This is a genomic window from Rhodococcus mengyinensis (assembly GCF_048381435.1).
Lineage (GTDB): Bacteria > Actinomycetota > Actinomycetes > Mycobacteriales > Mycobacteriaceae > Rhodococcus_F > Rhodococcus_F opacus_D.
The window spans coordinates 41,922-61,192 of record NZ_JBLWIT010000116.1 but is presented as its reverse complement, the minus strand read 5'-3'; the positions used below and the strand labels follow the sequence as shown (position 1 = coordinate 61,192).

Annotated in this window: 16 protein-coding genes; 10 read left to right on the top strand and 6 right to left on the bottom strand. The window is 68.5% G+C overall.

The window, feature by feature from the left end; all coding sequences use genetic code 11:
* Positions 1-42 precede the first annotated feature (42 nt).
* Together ACNJ7E_RS25760 and ACNJ7E_RS25755 are read right to left on the bottom strand one after the other, a co-directional pair.
* On the bottom strand, positions 43-2,433 hold the full coding sequence (locus tag ACNJ7E_RS25760) for a DUF6049 family protein (protein WP_418341260.1): 2,391 nt from the start codon (positions 2,431-2,433) through the stop codon (positions 43-45).
* 2 nt (positions 2,434-2,435) lie between these two features.
* Positions 2,436-3,011 (bottom strand): NUDIX hydrolase, encoded by a 576-nt coding sequence (locus tag ACNJ7E_RS25755; protein ID WP_005572816.1) that lies wholly within the window; start codon positions 3,009-3,011, stop codon positions 2,436-2,438.
* Positions 3,012-3,160: 149 nt separating this feature from the next.
* On the opposite strand from ACNJ7E_RS25755, the gene ACNJ7E_RS25750 reads away from it, so the two are divergent.
* From ACNJ7E_RS25750 to ACNJ7E_RS25725, 6 genes are all read left to right on the top strand, one after another.
* Positions 3,161-4,612, top strand: a complete 1,452-nt coding sequence (locus tag ACNJ7E_RS25750; protein ID WP_283334682.1) for a CCA tRNA nucleotidyltransferase — start codon at positions 3,161-3,163, stop codon at positions 4,610-4,612.
* A 243-nt stretch (positions 4,613-4,855) separates the two neighbouring features.
* Positions 4,856-8,992 (top strand): bifunctional nitrate reductase/sulfite reductase flavoprotein subunit alpha, encoded by a 4,137-nt coding sequence (locus ACNJ7E_RS25745; RefSeq protein ID WP_418341259.1) that lies wholly within the window; start codon positions 4,856-4,858, stop codon positions 8,990-8,992.
* Between the two features lie 86 nt (positions 8,993-9,078).
* A complete protein-coding gene (locus tag ACNJ7E_RS25740) occupies positions 9,079-9,483 on the top strand; it encodes a TOBE domain-containing protein (RefSeq protein WP_418341258.1) in 405 nt (134 codons plus the stop codon).
* Positions 9,480-10,283, top strand: coding sequence for a molybdate ABC transporter substrate-binding protein (modA, locus tag ACNJ7E_RS25735; protein ID WP_418341257.1), 804 nt, complete (start codon positions 9,480-9,482; stop codon positions 10,281-10,283). Before ACNJ7E_RS25740 ends, modA begins: the two co-directional genes overlap by 4 nt.
* A complete protein-coding gene (locus ACNJ7E_RS25730) occupies positions 10,280-11,086 on the top strand; it encodes an ABC transporter permease (protein WP_016884725.1) in 807 nt (268 codons plus the stop codon). Before modA ends, ACNJ7E_RS25730 begins: the two co-directional genes overlap by 4 nt.
* Positions 11,083-12,162 (top strand): sulfate/molybdate ABC transporter ATP-binding protein, encoded by a 1,080-nt coding sequence (locus tag ACNJ7E_RS25725; RefSeq protein WP_280783045.1) that lies wholly within the window; start codon positions 11,083-11,085, stop codon positions 12,160-12,162. Before ACNJ7E_RS25730 ends, ACNJ7E_RS25725 begins: the two co-directional genes overlap by 4 nt.
* Positions 12,163-12,183: 21 nt before the next feature.
* Here the strand turns inward: ACNJ7E_RS25725 and ACNJ7E_RS25720 are convergent, their stop codons facing one another.
* Positions 12,184-13,728, bottom strand: a complete 1,545-nt coding sequence (locus tag ACNJ7E_RS25720) for a glycoside hydrolase family 183 protein (protein WP_418341291.1) — start codon at positions 13,726-13,728, stop codon at positions 12,184-12,186.
* A gap of 276 nt (positions 13,729-14,004) precedes the next feature.
* Here ACNJ7E_RS25720 and ACNJ7E_RS25715 point away from each other — a divergent pair, with 276 nt between their 5' ends.
* The gene (locus ACNJ7E_RS25715; protein ID WP_009476716.1) at positions 14,005-14,415 is read left to right on the top strand and encodes a PaaI family thioesterase; all 411 of its coding nucleotides are present in this window, start codon (positions 14,005-14,007) and stop codon (positions 14,413-14,415) included.
* A gap of 8 nt (positions 14,416-14,423) precedes the next feature.
* Here ACNJ7E_RS25715 and ACNJ7E_RS25710 read toward each other — a convergent pair whose 3' ends face one another.
* Positions 14,424-15,722, bottom strand: a complete 1,299-nt coding sequence (locus ACNJ7E_RS25710; protein ID WP_418341256.1) for an MFS transporter — start codon at positions 15,720-15,722, stop codon at positions 14,424-14,426.
* Positions 15,723-15,732: 10 nt separating this feature from the next.
* Positions 15,733-16,674 carry an NAD-dependent epimerase/dehydratase family protein gene (locus ACNJ7E_RS25705; protein ID WP_418341255.1) on the bottom strand — a complete coding sequence of 314 codons (942 nt, stop codon included), beginning with the start codon at positions 16,672-16,674 and terminating at the stop codon, positions 15,733-15,735.
* A gap of 145 nt (positions 16,675-16,819) precedes the next feature.
* Between ACNJ7E_RS25705 and ACNJ7E_RS25700 the strand changes: the two genes are divergently transcribed.
* From ACNJ7E_RS25700 to ACNJ7E_RS25690, 3 genes are all read left to right on the top strand, one after another.
* Positions 16,820-17,515 (top strand): TetR/AcrR family transcriptional regulator, encoded by a 696-nt coding sequence (locus ACNJ7E_RS25700; protein ID WP_280783042.1) that lies wholly within the window; start codon positions 16,820-16,822, stop codon positions 17,513-17,515.
* 67 nt (positions 17,516-17,582) lie between these two features.
* On the top strand, positions 17,583-18,188 hold the full coding sequence (locus ACNJ7E_RS25695) for a YqgE/AlgH family protein (RefSeq protein WP_009476712.1): 606 nt from the start codon (positions 17,583-17,585) through the stop codon (positions 18,186-18,188).
* 84 nt (positions 18,189-18,272) lie between these two features.
* Positions 18,273-18,449: a hypothetical protein gene (locus ACNJ7E_RS25690; RefSeq protein WP_280783041.1), complete on the top strand. Its 177-nt coding sequence runs from the start codon at positions 18,273-18,275 to the stop codon at positions 18,447-18,449.
* On the opposite strand, the gene ACNJ7E_RS25685 is transcribed toward ACNJ7E_RS25690, so the two are convergent.
* Entirely contained in the window at positions 18,437-19,219 is a 783-nt protein-coding gene (locus ACNJ7E_RS25685; RefSeq protein ID WP_280783040.1) for a Mut7-C RNAse domain-containing protein, read from the bottom strand. The genes ACNJ7E_RS25690 and ACNJ7E_RS25685 overlap by 13 nt on opposite strands.
* Between the last annotated feature and the right edge of the window lie 52 nt (positions 19,220-19,271).

The window sequence follows — 19,271 nt, the reverse complement described above, 5'->3', positions numbered from 1 at the left end:
AGCGATCGGGAAGCCTCTGGCCCCTACTGGGCAAGTTCCCGGTCATGAACGTTCGTACCCTTCGTCAGCTGGATCCGGCTGGCCGCGGAATCGATGCCACAGCCGGCGGCCGGCGAGGAACAGCAGCAGAGCACCCGCGCATGCTGTCAGTATCGCCAACGCCTGCCCGTACGCGTTGGACCGTACCGTCACGCTGGTCGGCTCTCCCAGTTGCTGTCCATCGGCGGTGGTCAGAGAGAATTGGACGACGAGCTTGCGGGAGTCGTTGGCCTCGGTGGGAACGGTGAGGGTGCGACTGCCCCGCGGGGGCAGCGTGGTGGGGCCGATGTCGGTGATGGTCATCCCCGACGGCGCATCCACCTGGAGACGGACGGTGATCCCGACCGGCAGGTCGTTCCTGGCCACCAGCAGCAGCGGGCTCTGCTCCGACGCCAGCGTGTAGACGCCGCCCGGCGACACGACGGTGACTGCCCCGAACAGGTCGTCCATGGTTTCGGCCACCTCGTCGGCGCGCACGTCGGACGCCTCCTCCGCGGACCGCCGTTCGTCGTCGCGGCGATGCGCGAGGCTCATCGAGCGCAGCAGGTCCTCGCGCAGCGGTGCGGTGAAGCGTTCCGGGGTGAGCGGGGCCTGCGGGTCGTCGACCAGCGCGGCGTTCAGCGCCTCGATGCGGGGTGTCTGCGTGCCGGCGGCGTCCCGGATATGGGCGGGGACGCCGTCCTCGGCGGCCTGATCCGGGTACTCCAGGGTCGCGACCTCGGGTGATCCGGGCTGTCGTCCCAGCATCGCGGGCAGCGGCCGGGGCGTCGCCAGGCCCGAGCGCATCAGCGAGGAGACCGTGGACAGCAGTGTCTTCGCGTCCTCGGCGCCCGCCGTCCAGAGCTGCGGCGGCACCACCATCAGCGAACGCGGGGTGCCGGCAGCCCGTGCGGCCTCGGGTTCGAGGGCAGACCACGACACCGCACCGAGCGCGTCCTGCAGCCGGGCGGTCTGCGAATCGTCCGAGAGGTCGTACCGCGCGCGCTGCGGGGTGTACGAGGGGGTCTGCGGTGTCGTCCCCATGGCCGCGAGCGCCGTGCCGACCGAGGGATCGAACAGCAGCGCGTCGACACTTCCGGTGGCCGCGGGCGTCTCGGTGGCCGCCGGGGTCGTCTCCCCGTTCGCGGGAACGGGCGCGGGGGGCGGTGTGGCCTCGATGACGTGGGCGCTGTCGCGGGGTGTCGTCGTGTCGACGGAATTGGCGGCCACGAGCGTGGTGGTCGCCTCGTCTCCGCGGAGCATCTGCGCCGTCGCGTCGTCGAGCACCCCGGCGTCGCTCCATACGAAATTGCGCAGCGACGTGACACCCAGAGCGTTGTCGACGATGTCCGCGGGGGCTTCGACGGCCGTCGCGGTCAGGTCCGGGTTCGCGACCTCGGTGATCGCGGACAGGTCGGCCTGCGCGAACGGCACCGACGTGGTGCACATGGACGCGGCCAGCGACCGGGCGCGGTCGAGCCACGCCGACGCGGCATCCTGACCGGTGCCCTCGTGCGCGGAACCGGTGGGATCGGACGGGTCGTCCACCACCAGATATCCGCGCGTCATGTTCTCGACGGTGATCAGCAGGTCCGGGTCGACGGCCAGGCACAGACTGTCCCGGAGCGTGTGGTCGCGGTCGACGCTCTCCCGGGTGGCGAACTCCACCGCGCCCAGCAGTTCGTCGAGGCGGCCGCCGTCCGCGAGCGACGTCGCGAGGTCGTCGTCGACGAGACGGACCGGTTCGGTGACGGAGCCGGGCACCCCCGCCGCGAGCCGGGGCCGGTCCGCGAGCGGCCACAGCATGGTGACCGCGACGGGACTGGAGATGTCCGGGGGCACGGCCGGCGTGCCGGGGACCCCGAACACGGGAAGCAGGAAACGGGCGTCGTCGAGACGCGCCGCCCCGCCGTACTCGGGGGTGCCGTTCACGTTCACCATCAGCGGATACACGCCGGGTTCGGTGATGTCGAGGGAGATGTCGGTGTCGGACCGCAGCGGCAGCGACAGCGTGAACTGCTTGCTCTGCCCCTCGTCGAGGCGGCCCGCGACCGTGTCGAACATGCCGACCGTGTCGTACCGCGACTGATCGAGGGTCAGAGACGTACGGAGGCCCTCGCTGCTCGCGACGGCGGGGGCGCGCTGCAACCGCACGCTGACGTCGCGGACCGTGCGGTCGCCGACGTTCTTCACCGAGCCCGTGACGGTGACGAACGGGTCGCTGGTGGTGGTGACCGTGGACGGCGTGACGTTGTCGATGTGCAGTTCGAGAAACTCGGGGTCCTCGTCGACCGTCTGGGTCCCGGCGCTCTCGGGCGGCACCGGGTCCTGGGCCGCCGCCACCACGGTGCTGGTGGGAGCCAGAACGACCGCGAGTGCGGTCAACGTCACGGCACCGACCCGACGCAAAGCCATCCTCATCCGGCGTCTGGCCCCTTCTGGAGCTTCAGGTCGGGGGCGGTCGGGGTGGTAGTCATCTTGGAGATCAAGTCACCGGCGATTTCTGCGAGTTTCCGTTCGTCTGCGTAGGCCAGGCGTGATCCCAGCTCGGCGAGCGGCACCCACGCTACCTCGGTGACTTCCACGTCTTCGTCCGACAGTTCCCCACCGAGGCATCTCAGCAGATAGTGGTGGACGGTCTTGTGGACCCGTCGGCCCTCCGTGACGAACCAGTAGTCGATGCTGCCGAGCGACGCGAGGACGGTGCCCTGGATGCCGGTCTCTTCCTCGACCTCACGCATCGCGGTCTGTTCGGCGGTCTCGCCCTGCTCGATGTGTCCCTTGGGCAGCGACCACAGCAGCCGCCCGCGTCGGTCGGTGCGTCCGATCAGCGCGGCGCACAGATTCTCCCGCGGTCCGCCGAGACCGTTGACGACGAGCCCGCCCGCCGAGGTTTCGCGAACCGTCCTCATGTGGGGTTTCGCGGGTTTGCCGACGGCGCCGCGCCGCCGCGAGTTGCGGCGACTCCTGTTCGCACGTTCGGCAGCAGACACCCCATCGATAGTAGTTGGCTTTGCCGTCTCCACCGGAACGCCGCACCCGAACCGAGACGCTTCGTGACACACCTGTGGTGAACCGAACGGCGAGGTGACAGCGTGTATGCGTATCTCGCTATTTGCGCACCTCGGTAAGCTTCCTGGACGTGACTGCCCCTTCTCTCGACGACGAGCGCCGTACGCGACTGCTTGCCGGCGCCGCGGTGACGCTGCGCGAGCTGTCCGAAGTCCTGACGCCGCTCGGTGAGAGGTTCGCTGCCGCCGGTCACGAGTTGTACCTGGTGGGGGGCAGTGTCCGGGACGCAATCCTGGGCCGCCTCGGCACCGACCTCGACTTCACCACCGACGCTCACCCGGAGCGGGTGCAGAAGCTGCTGTCCGGCTGGGCCGACAACCAGTGGGACACGGGCATCGAGTTCGGGACGATCAGCGCCGCCAAGGCGGGCCAGCAGATCGAGATCACGACGTATCGCGCCGACGCCTACGACCGGGTGTCGCGCAATCCGGTCGTCCAGTTCGGGACGAAGCTCGAGGACGATCTGGTTCGGCGCGATTTCACGGTCAACGCGATGGCCGTGCGGATCGGTGCGGACGGATCGCAGGACTTCGTCGACCCCCTGGGAGGCATGAACGCCCTGCTGGCCGGGGTGCTGGACACGCCGTCGGCGCCGGAGAACTCCTTCAACGACGACCCGCTGCGCATGTTGCGGGCCGCCCGGTTCGTGTCACAGCTGGGGTTCACGCTGCACGAGCGCGTGCATCAGGCCATCGTCGACATGGCGCCGCAGATCGAGCGGATCACGGCCGAACGCGTGCGGGCCGAACTCGACAAGCTGATTCTCGGCGAATTCCCGATCGACGGCATGAACGTGATGTGCGAGACGGGTCTCGCCGATTTCGTGCTGCCCGAGGTGCCGCAGATGAAGCTCGAGATCGACGAGCACCACCAGCACAAGGACGTGTACTGGCACTCGCTGACCGTGCTGAAGCAGGCCGTCGACCTCGAGGACGGCGACCCCGACCTGGTGTTGCGGTGGGCGGCGCTGCTGCACGACATCGGTAAACCGGACACGAAGCGCAACGAGCCGGGCGGTGGTGTGAGCTTCCACCACCATGAGGTGGTCGGCGCGAAGATGGTCCGCAAGCGGATGCGGGCGCTGAAGTATTCGAAGCAGATGATCGACGACGTCTCGCAGCTGGTGTTCCTCCACCTGCGGTTCCACGGCTACGGCAAGGGTCAGTGGACCGATTCCGCCGTGCGCCGGTATGTGACCGATGCCGGCCCGCTGCTGCCGCGGCTGCACAAGCTGGTCCGCGCCGATTGCACCACCCGCAACAAGCGGCGGGCGGCCGCCCTGCAGGCGACATACGACGACATCGAGGAGCGGATCGCCCGGCTCGCCGAGCAGGAAGACCTCGCGCGGGTGCGCCCCGACCTCGACGGCAACGCGATCATGGAGCTGCTCGGCATTCCGGCGGGCCCCGACGTCGGGAAGGCGTGGAAGTACCTCAAGGAGCTCCGGCTCGATCGCGGCCCCCTCAGTCGCGACGAGGCCGAGGCCGAACTGCTGTCGTGGTGGGCCACGCAGCAGGGCTGACCGAGCGTCGATCCGCTCGGTTCTATTTACTCCGCTTTCGGGCGGCCACTCACCTGAAGTGACGACGGTCACATGACCTGGTCGATTCTGCCTCGACATCACCACCGTGCCCGGGCCCGGGTGCGAGAGACGTCACCGAACGCTCACGGGGGTTAATCCCGACGAAACACGGTTCACGGCAGCATTGATACAGGTCGTGAGCCGGGTGGACAGGCTGCGACCGTGCAGGTGAGGAGCTAGTCGATGCAGCAGCAGAAAGCCGGGACTTCCACAGTGAAGACCGCCTGCTCGTACTGCGGTGTCGGCTGCGGCATGGTGCTCGAGGTCGGGATCGATCCCGAGACCAGTGCGCGCCGTGTGCTCAAGGCGTCCGGCGACAAGGACCATCCCACCAACTTCGGGCGGCTGTGCACCAAAGGTGCGACGAGCGCCGAGATGCTGGTGGCCGGTGGCCGGATGGAAACCGGGTACGTCCGCGACGAGCGCGGGGAGGCACCCACCTCGATCGACGTCGGCGCCGCCATCAGCGAGACCGCGCGCCGGTTGAAGGAACAACTCGACGAGCACGGACCGGACGCCCTGTCCTTCTACGTCTCCGGTCAGATGTCCATCGAGGCGCAGTACCTGATCACCAAGCTCGCGAAGGGCTTCGTCGGCACCAACCAGATCGAGTCCAACTCGCGGCTGTGCATGGCCAGTGCGGGCACCGGTTACAAGCAGTCGCTGGGCGCGGACGGTCCGCCCGGGTCGTACCAGGACTTCGACAAGGCCGACGTGTTCTTCGTGATCGGCGCCAATATGGCGGATTGTCACCCCATCCTGTTCCTGCGGATGATGGACCGCGTCAAGGCCGGCGCCAAGCTGATCGTGGTCGACCCGCGCCGCAACGCGACGGCCGACAAGTCCAACCTGTTCATGCAGATCGCGCCGGGCACCGACCTCGCACTGCTCAACGGCCTGCTGCACCTGCTCGTGACGAACGGCCACACCGATCCCGAGTTCATCGCCGAGTTCACCGAGGGCTGGGAGGTGATGCCGGAGTTCCTCGAGGAGTACACCCCCGAGAAGGTCGCGGAGATCACCGGCATCCCAGAATCCGACATCCGTCAGGCCGCCCAGTGGATCGGTGAGGCCGAGAACTGGATGAGCTGCTGGACGATGGGGCTCAACCAGAGCACGCACGGCACGTGGAACACCAACGCGATCTGCAACCTGCACCTGGCCACCGGTGCGATCTGCCGTCCGGGCAGCGGCCCGTTCTCCCTCACCGGTCAGCCCAATGCGATGGGTGGCCGCGAGATGGGGTACATGGGTCCCGGCCTGCCGGGGCAGCGGTCGGTGCTCGCCGCCGACGACCGGGCGTTCATCGAGGATCTGTGGGAGCTGCCGGAGGGCAGTATCCGCACGGAGGTCGGCACCGGAACCGTCGACATGTTCGAGCGGATGGTGGCGGGTGACATCAAGGCCTGCTGGATCATCTGCACCAATCCCGTTGCCACCGTGGCGAACCGGCGGACGGTGATCGAGGGCCTCGAGGCCGCCGAGCTCGTGATCACGCAGGACGTCTTCCTCGACACCGAGACCAACGGTTACGCCGACATCCTGCTGCCCGGTGCGCTGTGGGCGGAGTCGGATTCGGTGATGATCAACTCCGAGCGCAACCTCACCCTGTTGCAGCAGGCCGTCGACCCGGTGGGTCAGGCACTGCCCGACTGGCAGATCATCGCCCGCGTCGCCTGCGAGATGGGATACGCGGACGCGTTCACCTACGACTCCTCGGAGGACGTGTTCGAGGAGATCAAGCGCACCTGGAATCCCAAGACCGGCTACGACCTTCGCGGCATCACCTACGACCGCCTGCGGGAGACACCGGTGCAGTGGCCGAGCCCGCCCGGCAACCGCACCGATCGCAACCCCCTCCGCTACGTCAACGACGGCGTGAGCCAGAACCTGCTGTCGGCTCCCGACGGTTCACTCCCCCGCCTGGCGTTCGCCACCGCGAGCGGCAAGGCCGCATTCTTCCCGCGCCCGCACATGCTGCCCGCCGAGATGCCCGACGACGACTACCCCTTCGTCCTCAACACCGGTCGCCTGCAGCACCAGTGGCACACGATGACGAAGACGGGCAAGGTGGCCAAGCTCAACAAGCTGAACTCCGGCCCGTTCGTCGAGATCAATCCCGCTGATGCGCAGAAGCTTTCGATCGCCGACGGCGACAAGGTGGAGGTGGCGTCCCGGCGCGGTCGCGCGGTCCTTCCCGCCGTCGTCAGCGACCGCGTCCTCGCCGGCGGGTGTTTCGCCCCGTTCCACTGGAACGATTCCTTCGGCGAGTACCTCAGCATCAACGCCGTCACCAACGACGCCGTCGATCCCACGTCCTTCCAGCCGGAGTTCAAGGCGTGCGCCGTCTCCCTGACCCGGGTGGCCCCGGTGTCGACGCCGGAGGCGCCGGAATCCGGCGGGGCGCTCACGCTCGCGCAGGGTTCGCCCGCCGCGGAGATGAGTCGCATCCTGGGCCTGGACGACTCCGCCTCCCCCACCTTCGACGAACACGAACGCATGTACCTCGCCGGGCTGCTGTCGGGGCTGCAGTCCACCGAGATCCAGGGCGTTCCGGTCCTTCCGCGAAGCGCACCGATCTCCGGGTCCAAGCGAGTGTGGCTGGACGGTCTGATGGCGGGGCTGTTCTCCCGTTCCGACGTTCCGCAGAGCGTCGTGGTGCCGGACGCGAATACTGAATCGGTACAGCACCCCGTGGTGGTGGTGTGGGCGTCGCAGACCGGCAACGCCGAGGAGTTCGCCGCCGAATGTGCCGAACAACTCGAAGCGGCCGGGCACGGCACCCGCCTGATGAGCATGGACGACTACGACGTCGCGGGCCTCGCCGACGTCCGCGACCTCCTGATCATCACCAGCACGTTCGGGGACGGCGACGCCCCCGACAACGGCAGCAACTTCTGGTCCGCGCTCAGCAGCGACGAGGCCCCGAAGCTGTCGCAGACCCGGTACGCCGTGCTGGCTTTCGGCGATTCCAACTACGACGACTTCTGCGGGCACGGCAAGCGGATCGACGCCCGGCTGGAGCAGCTGGAGGCGAAGCGTCTCACCGAGCGGGTCGACTGCGAACCCGACTACGAGGAGCAGGCACGTCAGTGGCTGACCCAGGTCCAGAAGCTGGTCCGGGAGCGTGCGGCGGCCGACGGTGCGACCGTGGTGGCGTCCGCACCCGCGCCTGCCCGGCCCGCGGCGAAGAAGGCGGCGACGTTCACGCGGAAGACGCCGTTGATCACGCGGCTGACGAAGAACATTCCGCTCAGCGCGGCCGGATCGTCGAAGGACGTGCGGCAGTTCGGTTTCGAAGTGAGCGATCTGGAGTTCACCTATGAGGCGGGCGACGCTCTCGGTGTCTGGCCGACCAACAGCGACGCCGTCGTCGACGAGTGGCTGAAGGTCACCCGGTCGATCCCGGACACGCCCGTCACGTTGCCGGACCTGCCGGAGATGACGCTGCGCGAGGCGCTGCGCACGAAGCTCGAGATCACGAAGGTGACCCCCGAGCTGCTGCGGTTCGTGCAGAGCCGCACCCAGGACACCGAGCTGGCGCGGCTGCTGCGCCCGCAGAACAAGATCGCGCTCCAGCAGTGGTTGTGGGGGCGGCAGTCGATGGACGTGCTGGCGGAGTACGGGGTCGACGCCGACGCCGACGAGTGGCTGAGCGTTCTCAAGCGCCTGCAGCCGCGGTTGTACTCGATCTCGTCGAGCCCCAAGGTCGATCCGGGTGAGGTGCAGCTGACCGTCTCCGCGGTGCGCTACAACCACGAGGGCAAGAACCGCTCCGGGGTCTGCTCGACGTTCCTCGCCGATCACTGCGACGAGGCCGACGTGCCGATCTTCGTGCAGAAGTCGGCGCACTTCCGTCCCCCGCAGGCGGCCGATGCACCGATGATCATGGTCGGTCCCGGCACCGGCATCGCTCCGTTCCGCGGATTCCTGCACGAACGCCGGGAATTGGGTCACACGGGCAAGAACTGGATGTTCTTCGGTGAGCAGCACGAGGCTACCGACTTCTACTACCGCGAGGAGATGGAAGCTATGCACCGCGACGGATTTCTCACCCACCTCGATGCGGCGTTCTCCCGGGACCAGCGGCAGAAGATCTATGTGCAGGACCGCATTCGCGAGCACGGCGCCAAGCTGTGGGGCTGGATGCAGGAGGGTGCGTCGCTGTACGTCTGCGGCGACGCCAGCCGCATGGCGAAGGACGTCGACGAGACGGTCCGTGAGGTCGTCCGCACCCATGGGCGCCTGGACGAAGAGGACACCGAGCTCTACATGAAGCAGCTCGCGACCGACAAGCGCTACGTGCGCGACGTGTACTGATCCGCATCTGCGGAAAGACCCACTTGATCGGTCCGTATTTGCCGACATAGGATGTCGGTCATGACGCATGCGCGGACAATTCTCGGATGACGGGTATCCGGATACGACAGGCAGCAGAACTGCTCGGCGTCAGCGACGACACGGTCCGGCGGTGGATCGACAACGGCAGTCTCGCGGCGGAGAAGGACGAGTCGGGCCGCAAGGTCGTCGACGGCCCCGCGCTCGCCGAGTTCGCGCGCGCCAACGCCTCGAAGTCGCCCGATCTGCTCGGATCGGACTCCTCGGCGCGTAACCGATTCACCGGCATCGTGACCGCGGTGGTGATGGACAAGGTGATGGCCCAGGTCGAGATGCAGTGCGGGCCTTTCCGCGTCGTCTCCCTGATGAGCAGCGAAGCCGTCCGCGACCTCGGGCTCGAGCCCGGCAAGGTCGCGGTAGCCGTCGTCAAGTCGACCACGGTGATCGTCGAAACACCTGGAGGATTTTCATGAGGAAGTCCTGGCGGCGGGCCACGACGGGGGCTGCTGCGGCCGCACTCGGTCTTCTCACCGGTTGCGGTTCGAACGACGACAGCGGAGCCTCGGGTTCGGCCGAGTCGGCGTCCGCGTCCGCGCCGGGTGGCGGCATCACGGTGTTCGCCGCCGCGTCGCTGAAGGGCACGTTCACGGAACTCGGCCAGATGTACGAGACCGCGAACCCCGGATCGCACGTCGAGTTCAGCTTCGCCGGATCCTCCGACCTCGCCGCTCAACTCGACCAGGGCGCCGCGGCCGACGTGTTCGCGTCCGCCGACACCACCAACATGACGAAGGTGGTCGACGCCGGACTCGTCGAGGGCAGTCCCGTCGACTTCGCCGCCAACACGCTGACCATCGTGACGGCACCCGGAAACCCCAAGGGCATCACGTCCTTCGCGGATCTGAACCGTGAGGGGACGCTGGTGGTCACGTGTGCCCCGCAGGTTCCGTGCGGTTCCGCGACGCAGAAGGTCGAGTCCGCGTCGGGTGTCGACCGCAGCCCGGTCAGCGAGGAGTCGTCGGTCACCGACGTGCTGAACAAGGTGACGGCCGGTCAGGCCGACGCCGGACTGGTGTACGTCACGGACGCGGCGAGCGCGGGTGAGAAGCTGACGGCCGTGGCGTTCCCCGAGGCCGCGCAGGCTGTGAACACCTATCCCATTGCGACGCTGTCCGCTTCGAGGGCGCCGGACGCGGCGCAGGGCTTCGTCGACCTCGTCACGGGACCCGACGGCCAGGCAGTGCTGGCGAAGGCAGGGTTCGCCCAGCCGTGATCCGGGCGGCGCGCGTCAGAGTCCCGTCCGGGCTTCCGGGCTGGATCTTCGTTCCGGCGGCACTGGGCGGACTGTTCGTCGTCCTGCCACTGTTCGCGATGCTCGCGAGCGTCGACTGGTCGCGGTTCTTCCAGCTGGTCACGTCCGAATCCTCGCTCGCAGCGCTGGAACTGAGCCTGCGGACCGCAGCCCTGAGCACCGTGCTGTGCGTCCTGCTGGGGGTTCCGATGGCGGCCGTGCTGTCGCGCAGCAGTTTTCGCGGACTGCACGTGCTGCGGTCGCTGGTTCTCCTGCCGCTCGTGCTTCCACCGGTGGTCGGGGGTATCGCCCTGCTGTACACGTTCGGTCGGAAGGGCCTCATCGGGCAGCACCTCGAGGTCGCGGGCATCCACATCGCGTTCACCACCACGGCCGTGGTGCTCGCGCAGACGTTCGTCGCGCTGCCGTTCCTGGTGGTGAGCCTCGAGGGTTCGCTCCGCACCGCAGGCAGCCGGTACGAGCACGCCGCCGCGACGCTCGGTGCGAGCCCCACCACCGTCTTCCGGCGGGTGACGCTGCCGCTGGTGCTGCCCGGGCTGGTGTCCGGGGCCGTGTTGTCGTTCGCGCGGGCGCTCGGCGAGTTCGGGGCGACACTGACGTTCGCGGGCAGTCTGCAGGGCGTCACGAGAACCCTGCCGCTCGAGATCTACCTGCAGCGTGAGACCGATGCCGATGCGGCCGTGGCGTTGTCGCTGGTGCTCGTCGTGGTCGCGGTGCTCATCGTGGTGGGTTCGCGGGGCTGGGCGTCGAGGGCTGCCGTATGACCGGCCTGAGCGTCGAGGCGCGGGTGGATGCGCGTGGCGTCGACGTGGGATTCGACCTCGGCGAGGGCGAGGTGCTGGCGGTGCTCGGGCCGAACGGTGCCGGCAAGTCGACGGCACTCTCGGTGGTCGCCGGCCTGGTTCGCCCAGACTTCGGACGCGTCGAACTGAACGGTCGCGTGCTCACCGACACCGCCCGGGGCGTCGCCGTGCCCCCACACCGGCGCGGCATCGCGCTGCTCGCACAGCAGGCGCTGTTGTTCCCGCATCTGACGGTGGCCGCCAACGTGGCATTCGCCCCGCGCAGTGCCGGCCGGGGACGTCGGGAGGCGCGGGCGATCGCCGAGAAATGGCTGGACGCAGTGGATGCGACGCAGTTTGCCGACCGCCGTCCGCACGAGCTGTCCGGGGGGCAGGCGCAGCGGGTCGCGGTGGCGCGGGCCCTCGCGGCCGAACCCCAGGCCCTCCTGCTCGACGAACCCATGTCAGCCCTCGACGTGGCCGCGGCGCCCGCCCTGCGCGTCCTGCTCCGACGGGTGCTGCGGGAGGGCGACCGGACCGCGGTCGTGGTCACCCACGACATCCTCGACGCGCTGGCGCTGGCCGACCGGGTGATCGTCGTCGAGGGCGGTCAGGTGGTCGAATTCGGTTCGGTGCGAGACGTGCTGACCCGCCCCCGCAGTGCGTTCGCCGCGCGGATCGCCGGGCTCAACCTCGTTCCCGTGTTCGGGGCGCAGGACGGCTTCGAGACCGAGACCGGTGTTCGGCTGCACGGTCTGCCCGACGCCGATTTCGTGCCGGGTGCGCCGGCGGTCGCGGTGTTCGCTCCCCATTCGGTGGCCGTCCACCGGCGCTCTCCGGAAGGCAGTCCGCGCAACGTCTTCCGGGTGTCCATCTCGGAGATCGAGGTGCGTGGGCCGACGGTCCGGGTGCGCGCCGCCGAAGCCGGAGGCAGGTTCGAACTCAGCGCCGATGTGACGGCGGCGTCCGTCGCGGAACTCGATCTGGTGCCGGGGCTGGACGTGTTCTTCGTCGTCAAGGCCACCGAGGTCGCCCTCCATGCCGTGCGTACTTGTTAACCACGGGCGGTTGACAAGTACTCACGGGTGCAGGGACGCGTGCATCAGGTAGACGTTGTAGCTGTCCCACTCCGAGATCGTGAAATACAGATCCTTGTCCGTCGACCACGGATGCATGAAGCCGCCGTACGCCATCGGGTAGTCGGCCGTGTCGACGAGCGTCGCGCCGTCCGACCACACACCCTGCGGGCTCGACGACTGCCGCAGGATGATCGAGCCGCCGACGGGCTCGAGGTAGCTCATCAGCCAGGTGCCCGCGGTCGCGTCGTAGCGGACGGACAGTTCGCTGGCCACCCCACCGACGATGGGGGTCGCGAGGTGCTGGGACACGGGGGTCCAAATGCCGTCCGACCAGTACTGGTACGACGTGGTGTTGAGGACCTGTTCGACCGGCACCCGGGCCAGGCCGATGGTGCCGATCCGCCCGTTGGGGGTGCCGAACATGTACACGTAGTCGCCCTGCGGCACCATCGCGGACACCTGGAAGCGGGCGCCGAAGATGTTGTCCCACTTGGCGTGCTGGTCCTTGGTCCAGGTCTGCCCGTTGTCGTCGGAGTACGCGATGCCGCCGTAGTTCGTGTACCACATGCCGGGGACCATGCTCCAGCGCTTCACCGACATGTAGCTCAGGTACTGACGGTCACCGATCGCAAACCCCGACGTGGGGATGGTGGTGGTCTCGAAGTTGTTGATGTGCCTGCTGTCGATGATCTCGGCGGCATGGCACCGGCTGTCCTGGACCATGCTGTCGATGGTCATGCCGTCGGACAGGTCGGTGTCGGTGCTGTGGCCGAGAACGTTGCTCCGCCAGTCCTCGCCGAACGCGCCGGGCGGAGCCCAGTCCTTGCCGAACGTGTCGCCGAACGCGACCGCGACCTCACCGGGTTTCGTTTCCCAGGTGATGCCGAGGTCGGTGCCGTCGACCTGCCAGCGCTTGTCCGTGCGGTTCTCCGAACCGCGGCCCGTCAGCTGCGACACCAACCGGACGTCGCCGACCTCCGGCTTCGCCACGGGTGCGGTGAGGGAACCACGTTCGGCGGGGTTGATCTCGACGGGAGGCGCCGGCTGCGGTTCGGGTCCGGGGCCGCCGGGAACGGGGATGGGAATGGTCTCGGGACGCGGATCGATCGAGATCTTCGGGATGGTCAGCGCACTCGAGCCCGACGACCCCGCAGAACCCGACGACCCCGCGGAACCGGAAGAGCCTGCAGAACCCGAGGACCCGGGCTCGGTCTCCGGTTCGTCGACCGGATCGGTGAGGTCGGGGCACGGGTCCGCACATGGGTCGGCGGGAAGGTCCTGGGCGACACGCGTCTGGTCGGCGGTCGGTCCGGGGACCGGCACCGGCACGAAGTCGGGGTACGGGATCGGGATGCTCACGGTCGGGGGAAGGGGCGGCAGCAGTGGGCCGCCGCCCGGACTCGGAGGCTCCTTTGCCGGGTTGAACCCGGTCTCGCCGCAGGCATTCACCGGCAGCCACGGAGTGGTCTCGGCCGCGGCGGGGGCGGCGGTGAAGCCGATCGTCGCGGCCACGACGGCCGCGACGCACAGCGGCACTCCGGCCACAGACCATGACTTCTCGACCACGGGACCCCTCCAGATCGGTGGTCGGAGTAATGGTGGACCGACCTGCACGTTCGGGTTGAAGATAACACCCGGCGACGGCATCCTCGGCGCACGAGCCCGGCCCGTCCGGTCACAGTGCGGTCTCACTGTCGCACAGGTGAATTTCATCGGGCGTAGGTGGAACCGGTACTACCGGACCATTGACGTCGGTGCCGAAGCCGGGCACAGTGGGTTGGGATTTCAAACTAACCGAGTGTTCGACGAGGAGAACGCATCATGACCGATCTGACCCGGGAGGCGGCGAGCGCCTTCGTCGCCGCTGCCGGCCTGGAACTCGACGAGGTGTCGGGGACCAAGGTCGTCGGCCACATCGACCTGTCCGCCGACCACCACACACCGTGGGGAGTCGTGCACGGCGGCGTCTACACGACGGCGGTCGAATCGGCCGCGAGCATCGGTGCGAGCACTGCCGTCGCCGACCGGGGTGAGTTCGCGGTGGGTGTGCACAACGGAACCGACTTCCTGCGGGCCCGCACCGAGGGACGGGTCGACGTGGTCGCGGTGCCCATCCAGCAGGGTCGGGTGCAGCAGTTGTGGTCGGTGGTGATCACCGCGACCGACACCGGCAAGGAGGTGGCCCGCGGTCAGGTGCGGCTGCAGAACGTGCCGATGCCGGGGTCGAAATAGCTCGGTTGTCAGGCGGATTCGCGTCGGGAGTTGAACAGGACGCCGAGCAGTCCGAGTCCGTAGACCGCACCACCCGCCAGCACCAGCCCGAGTGACCGGCCGTCGGGGGCGATCACGAGGGAGGCTACGGCGATCGACGCGATGAAGGCCACGTTGAACACCGTGTCCTGCAGGGCGAACACCTGTCCGCGGCGGTCGTCCTCGATCTCGATCTGCATTGCCGCGTCACCGGTGAGTTTGATGGACTGCCCGGCGAATCCGAGGAGGAGCGCACCGCACAGCAGCGACGCCTGCGTGAGCGTCGCGACGAGTGTGCACTGCACGACGAGGGCGAGGATCAGGCCGCCGACGATGGTGCGGGACCGTCCGACGCGCGGAATCAGGAACGGCGTCGAGATCGCCGCCAGCAGCATGCCCGCGGCGGTGGCGCCGACCGCGACACCGAAACCGGCCAGACCTCCGGGCAGGGCGCTGACGGTGGCGGTGTCGCGGAGCACCAGAACCATGATCAGCGTGTTGACACCGAAAACGATCCGGTGCGTGCCTATTCCGATCATCGCCGTCGTGACGCCCGGTGACTGCCACACGGCGACCGCCCCGTTGCGCAGTCCGGCCGCGACGGCGCGGACCGCACCGTATTCGGGTTTCTCGTCGGCGTGCGGGCCGAGCAGCCGATGGTGGAAGCGCGACGCCGCGAACGCGGCCACCGCGGAACCGCAGGCGGCTGCCGCGACGGCGATTCCCGAGCCGCGGTCGCCGGCGCCCACGAGGGAGATGATGGCGACGGACGTCGCGGCTCCGAGTGCGGCGACGACGGAGCCGGCGGTGGCGAGCACCGAATTGGTGGCCACGAGCCAGGACCGGTGCACCACTCGCGGCAGCGCCGCCGAGACTCCCGCGAGAACGAACCGGCTCACGCCGATGGCGGCGAGGGCGAGGAGGAGCAGCGCGGACTCACCGGTCCCGGTCTCCAGCAACACGGCGGTCAGCAGAATCAGCAGTCCGCGCAGAACATTCGCCCACAGCAGCACGGCGCGGCGGTCCCAGCGGTCGAGGAGCGCGCCCGCGTACGGTCCGATCACCGAGTACGGGAGCAGCAGTACCGCGAAACCGGCGGCAATCGTGACGGGATCCGTTGCGCGCTCCGGGTTGAACAGAATTGCGCCGCCGAGTGCCGTCTGGAACATGCCGTCGCCCAGCTGACTGGCGAATCGCACCGTCGCGAGACGGGCCAGCCCGGGCGACCGCCGGAGGGTGTACGCCGTTCTGCGCCACGCCTCGCGCCGGTTGCCGAGCTGTTTCGCCATTCACAGGACCCTATCCGGCGGCCGCGATCGACCTGTCCTGCCACCACCGGACGGTCTCCTCGGCGGCACGGTCCAGCGGGGTCGGGGTCAGCCCGAGCCGGGCCTCGCTCTCGGACGAGTCCATCACGAACGGCTCCTCGAACTGGTACAGCATTTCGGCCAGTTCGCGGCTCCCCTGGTGCACGAGTCCGCCGCCGCGGATCACCCAGCCGGGCAGGGTGCTCACCTTCGGGGCGGGAACCCCGGCGGCCTTCGCATAGGCCTCGACCATCTGCCGCTGGGTGACGGCCGGGACCGTCGGTGCGTGCAGCACCGAGTTCCACAGCGCGGGGTCGTGGGCGGCGACGATCATCGCGGCCGCGAAGTCGGGAACGTACGTGAACGAGTGGGGCAGGTCGGCGGAACCGAGGACGCGCATCGTCTTGCCCGCGAGGACGACGGGCACCATGCGCTCGCCGGCGTGCGCGTTCAGTACCTGCGGTCCGAAGAAGTCGGACGCGACGACGCTCACGGTGGGGGTCGAGGACTCGGCGCGGGCCTTCAGCAACCGGGTCCGGATGCCGCGTTTGCCGGAGTCGGCCGACCGCGGCGTGTGCTCGGTCATCGGCTGGTGCGACGTGTCGTAGGAGTAGAGGCTCTCGGGGAACACTACGACGGCGCCGACGCGGCCTGCGGCCTCGAGCACGGTCTGCTCGGCGGCGGGGAGTTCGCGCTCCCACGCGTCCGCGCTGTAGGCGGCGTGGATGCAGTGGTAGACGGCGACTGCTCCGTCGAATGCCTCACGCAGTGCGTCGGCGTCGGAGACGTCGACCTTCCGCCGCTCGATCAGGGGATGGTCCGGGCCGCTGCCCGACCGCGTGAGGACCCGCACCTGGCGCCCTTGCTCGGCGAGCTGCAGGGCGACGGTCCAGCCGACGGGTCCTGCTCCGGTGACGATCTCGATGTTCGACATGTCCGCTCCTGCTGTGTGAGTCGATTTCGGAGATTCGAGAGCACTGCTCTCTGTCTGATTTGAGAATGCTCCCTCTCGACCTCATTGTCAAGAGCACTGCTCTCCTTTGTTGACACCGCTCTCTGAAATTGCCACCCTGGACCCCATGCCAGGAACACCACGGGAGCGCGCCCGCGAACAGACGTTGCAGGACATCACGAGGATCGGACGCGAACAGCTGGCCGCGGTCGGCGCCGCGGCACTGTCGCTGCGGGCCGTCGCGCGGGACCTCGGCGTCGTGTCCTCCGCCGTCTACCGGTACGTCAAGAGCCGCGACGAACTGCTGACGCTGCTCGTCGTCGACGGATACAACGAACTCGGCGATGCCGCGGAGGCAGCCGTCGCGTCCGCCGCCGAACCGCGGGAACAGTTCCTGGCACTCGGCCGAGCGGTGCGCGAGTGGGCGCTCCGCGAACCCGCCCGCTACGGATTGCTGTTCGGCAGCCCGGTTCCCGGCTACCACGCGCCCGGCGAGGAGACCACGACTCCGGGGACGCGGGTGATCTACGCCCTCGTCGGAATCTTCGACACCGCGTTCCGGGCGGGCAAGCTCGAGGCGGCCGCGGCGGCGCCCATCGACGACCAACTCGCGGCAGACCTCGACCGCATCCGCGCCGAACTCGGACTCACCACCCCCGACCCTCTGCTCGCCCGCGGCGTGCTGGTCTGGTCGGCTCTGTTCGGGGCGGTGAACTTCGAGGTGTTCGGGCAGTACGGAGCCGACACGTTCACCACACCGGGGGCACTGTTCGAGCACCACCTCGCGGTTCTGGCCGAGACGGCGGGGCTGCCCGCGGCGTAAAGCGGCGAACCGGACGCAGGTCGCGTCCTCCGTCACATCGCGTCCGCCGCGGTGGGATGATGTTCAGGTGGCGCACGCAGAAGAACCCGAAGATCGAACGGCGTCGACGGAACCGGTGGTCCGGCCCGGCAGCCTGTTGGTCTCGTCCACAGATCTCGTCGAACCCGCATTCCGTCGCACCGTGATCTATGTGATCGAGCACAACGACGCCGGCAGCCTCGGCGTGGTCATCAACCGTCCCAGCGAAACCGCGGTGCACGACGTGCTGCCACAGTGGGCGCCGCTCGCCGCGCGCCCGTCCGCGCTGTACGTCGGCGGCCCCGTCAAACGGGACGCCGCACTGTGCCTGGCGACACTGCGCACCGGTGCGCAGGCCGACGGTGTCGCGGGTCTGCGCCGGGTCCACGGCCGCGTGGTGATGGTGGATCTCGACTCCGACCCCGAGGTCATCGCCCCGCTGGTGGAGGGTGTCCGGATCTTCGCCGGCTACTCCGGCTGGACGTACGGCCAGCTCGACTCCGAACTCCAGCGCGACGACTGGATCGTGATCTCGGCGCTGGCGTCGGACGTGGTCGCTCCCGCCCGGGTCGACGTGTGGGCGCAGGTGCTGCGCCGGCAGCCGCTCCCCCTCGCCCTGCTCGCCACCCACCCGATCGACGTCGAGCGCAACTAACCGACACACCCCGCGCACGTCCCTGGACTGTCGGGGACGGGTGGTATCAACAGAGGGGAACGAGAAGTGAGGAGGACAGCACACGTGATCGACACCTGTCACGGAACACTGATCGTGCACGCGCTCTACGGAGCAGAGTGCACGGACGAGTCGTGCGTCGAGTTGTCCGAGGCCCGGCACGCACTGATCATCGACTGCGACGAATTCGGCGACTGCGTGTGCTCGGCGGAGTTCGCCGAGCAACTGCGTCACGCATCCTGAGAATCCACCTCGAGCGTCACCCCGACCTCCGACAGGCGTCGGCGCAGCTTCGGAAGATGGCTGCCCGGCCAGTACAGCTGCGCACAGTCGCGGCACCGGCTGAACTCGTGTTCGTTGCCGGCGACGCCCGGTGGTGCCTCGGCGAGCGCCTCGGCACGGGGAACCGGCGCGAGAAGTCCGTTGCACCGCGCGCACCGCGTGAACGGTGAGATTCGCGACCGAAGGTCGAAGCGGTCCAGCACTTCCCGCAACTGCCGGCGTGGGTCCGTTTCGTGCAGGAACGCACCGTGGGTGAGCGCCGACCTCTTGAGTAGGCCGGTGTCCCGGGTCAGGACGATGCGATGCTCGGACAGAGAGATGTCCACCAGTTCCGGGTCGGCGAAGTCGTTGCGGTAGCGGGTGTCGAATCCCAGCAGGCGGAGGTAGCGAGCGAGTCGGCCGAGATGCACGTCGAGCACGAACGTCGGGTCCCGCAGCGGTCGGGGACGCAGTTTCGTGACTCCGGTCAGCTCGAGTCGCTCGAACATCGGGTACACGGCGACCCGTTCGCCGCCGCGCAGCAGGTGCGCGAAATCGACCGACACTTCGTCGACGAGGATCAGATCCACCTCGGTGTGCGGGACGCCCAGCGCCTCGATCCGGTCCTTCACCGACGGGGTGCCGTCGAATTCGTGCTCGAACGTGTGCTTGCGCCGTACCGGCGGCAGAAAGTCGTTCAGCTCCTCGTAGAAGCGGAACTCGCAGTGACGAAGTGGCTCGGGCATCGGCATTTCACATCCCTCATGCCACAGTACTGGCCGACTCCTCGCGGCTGCGCCTCGA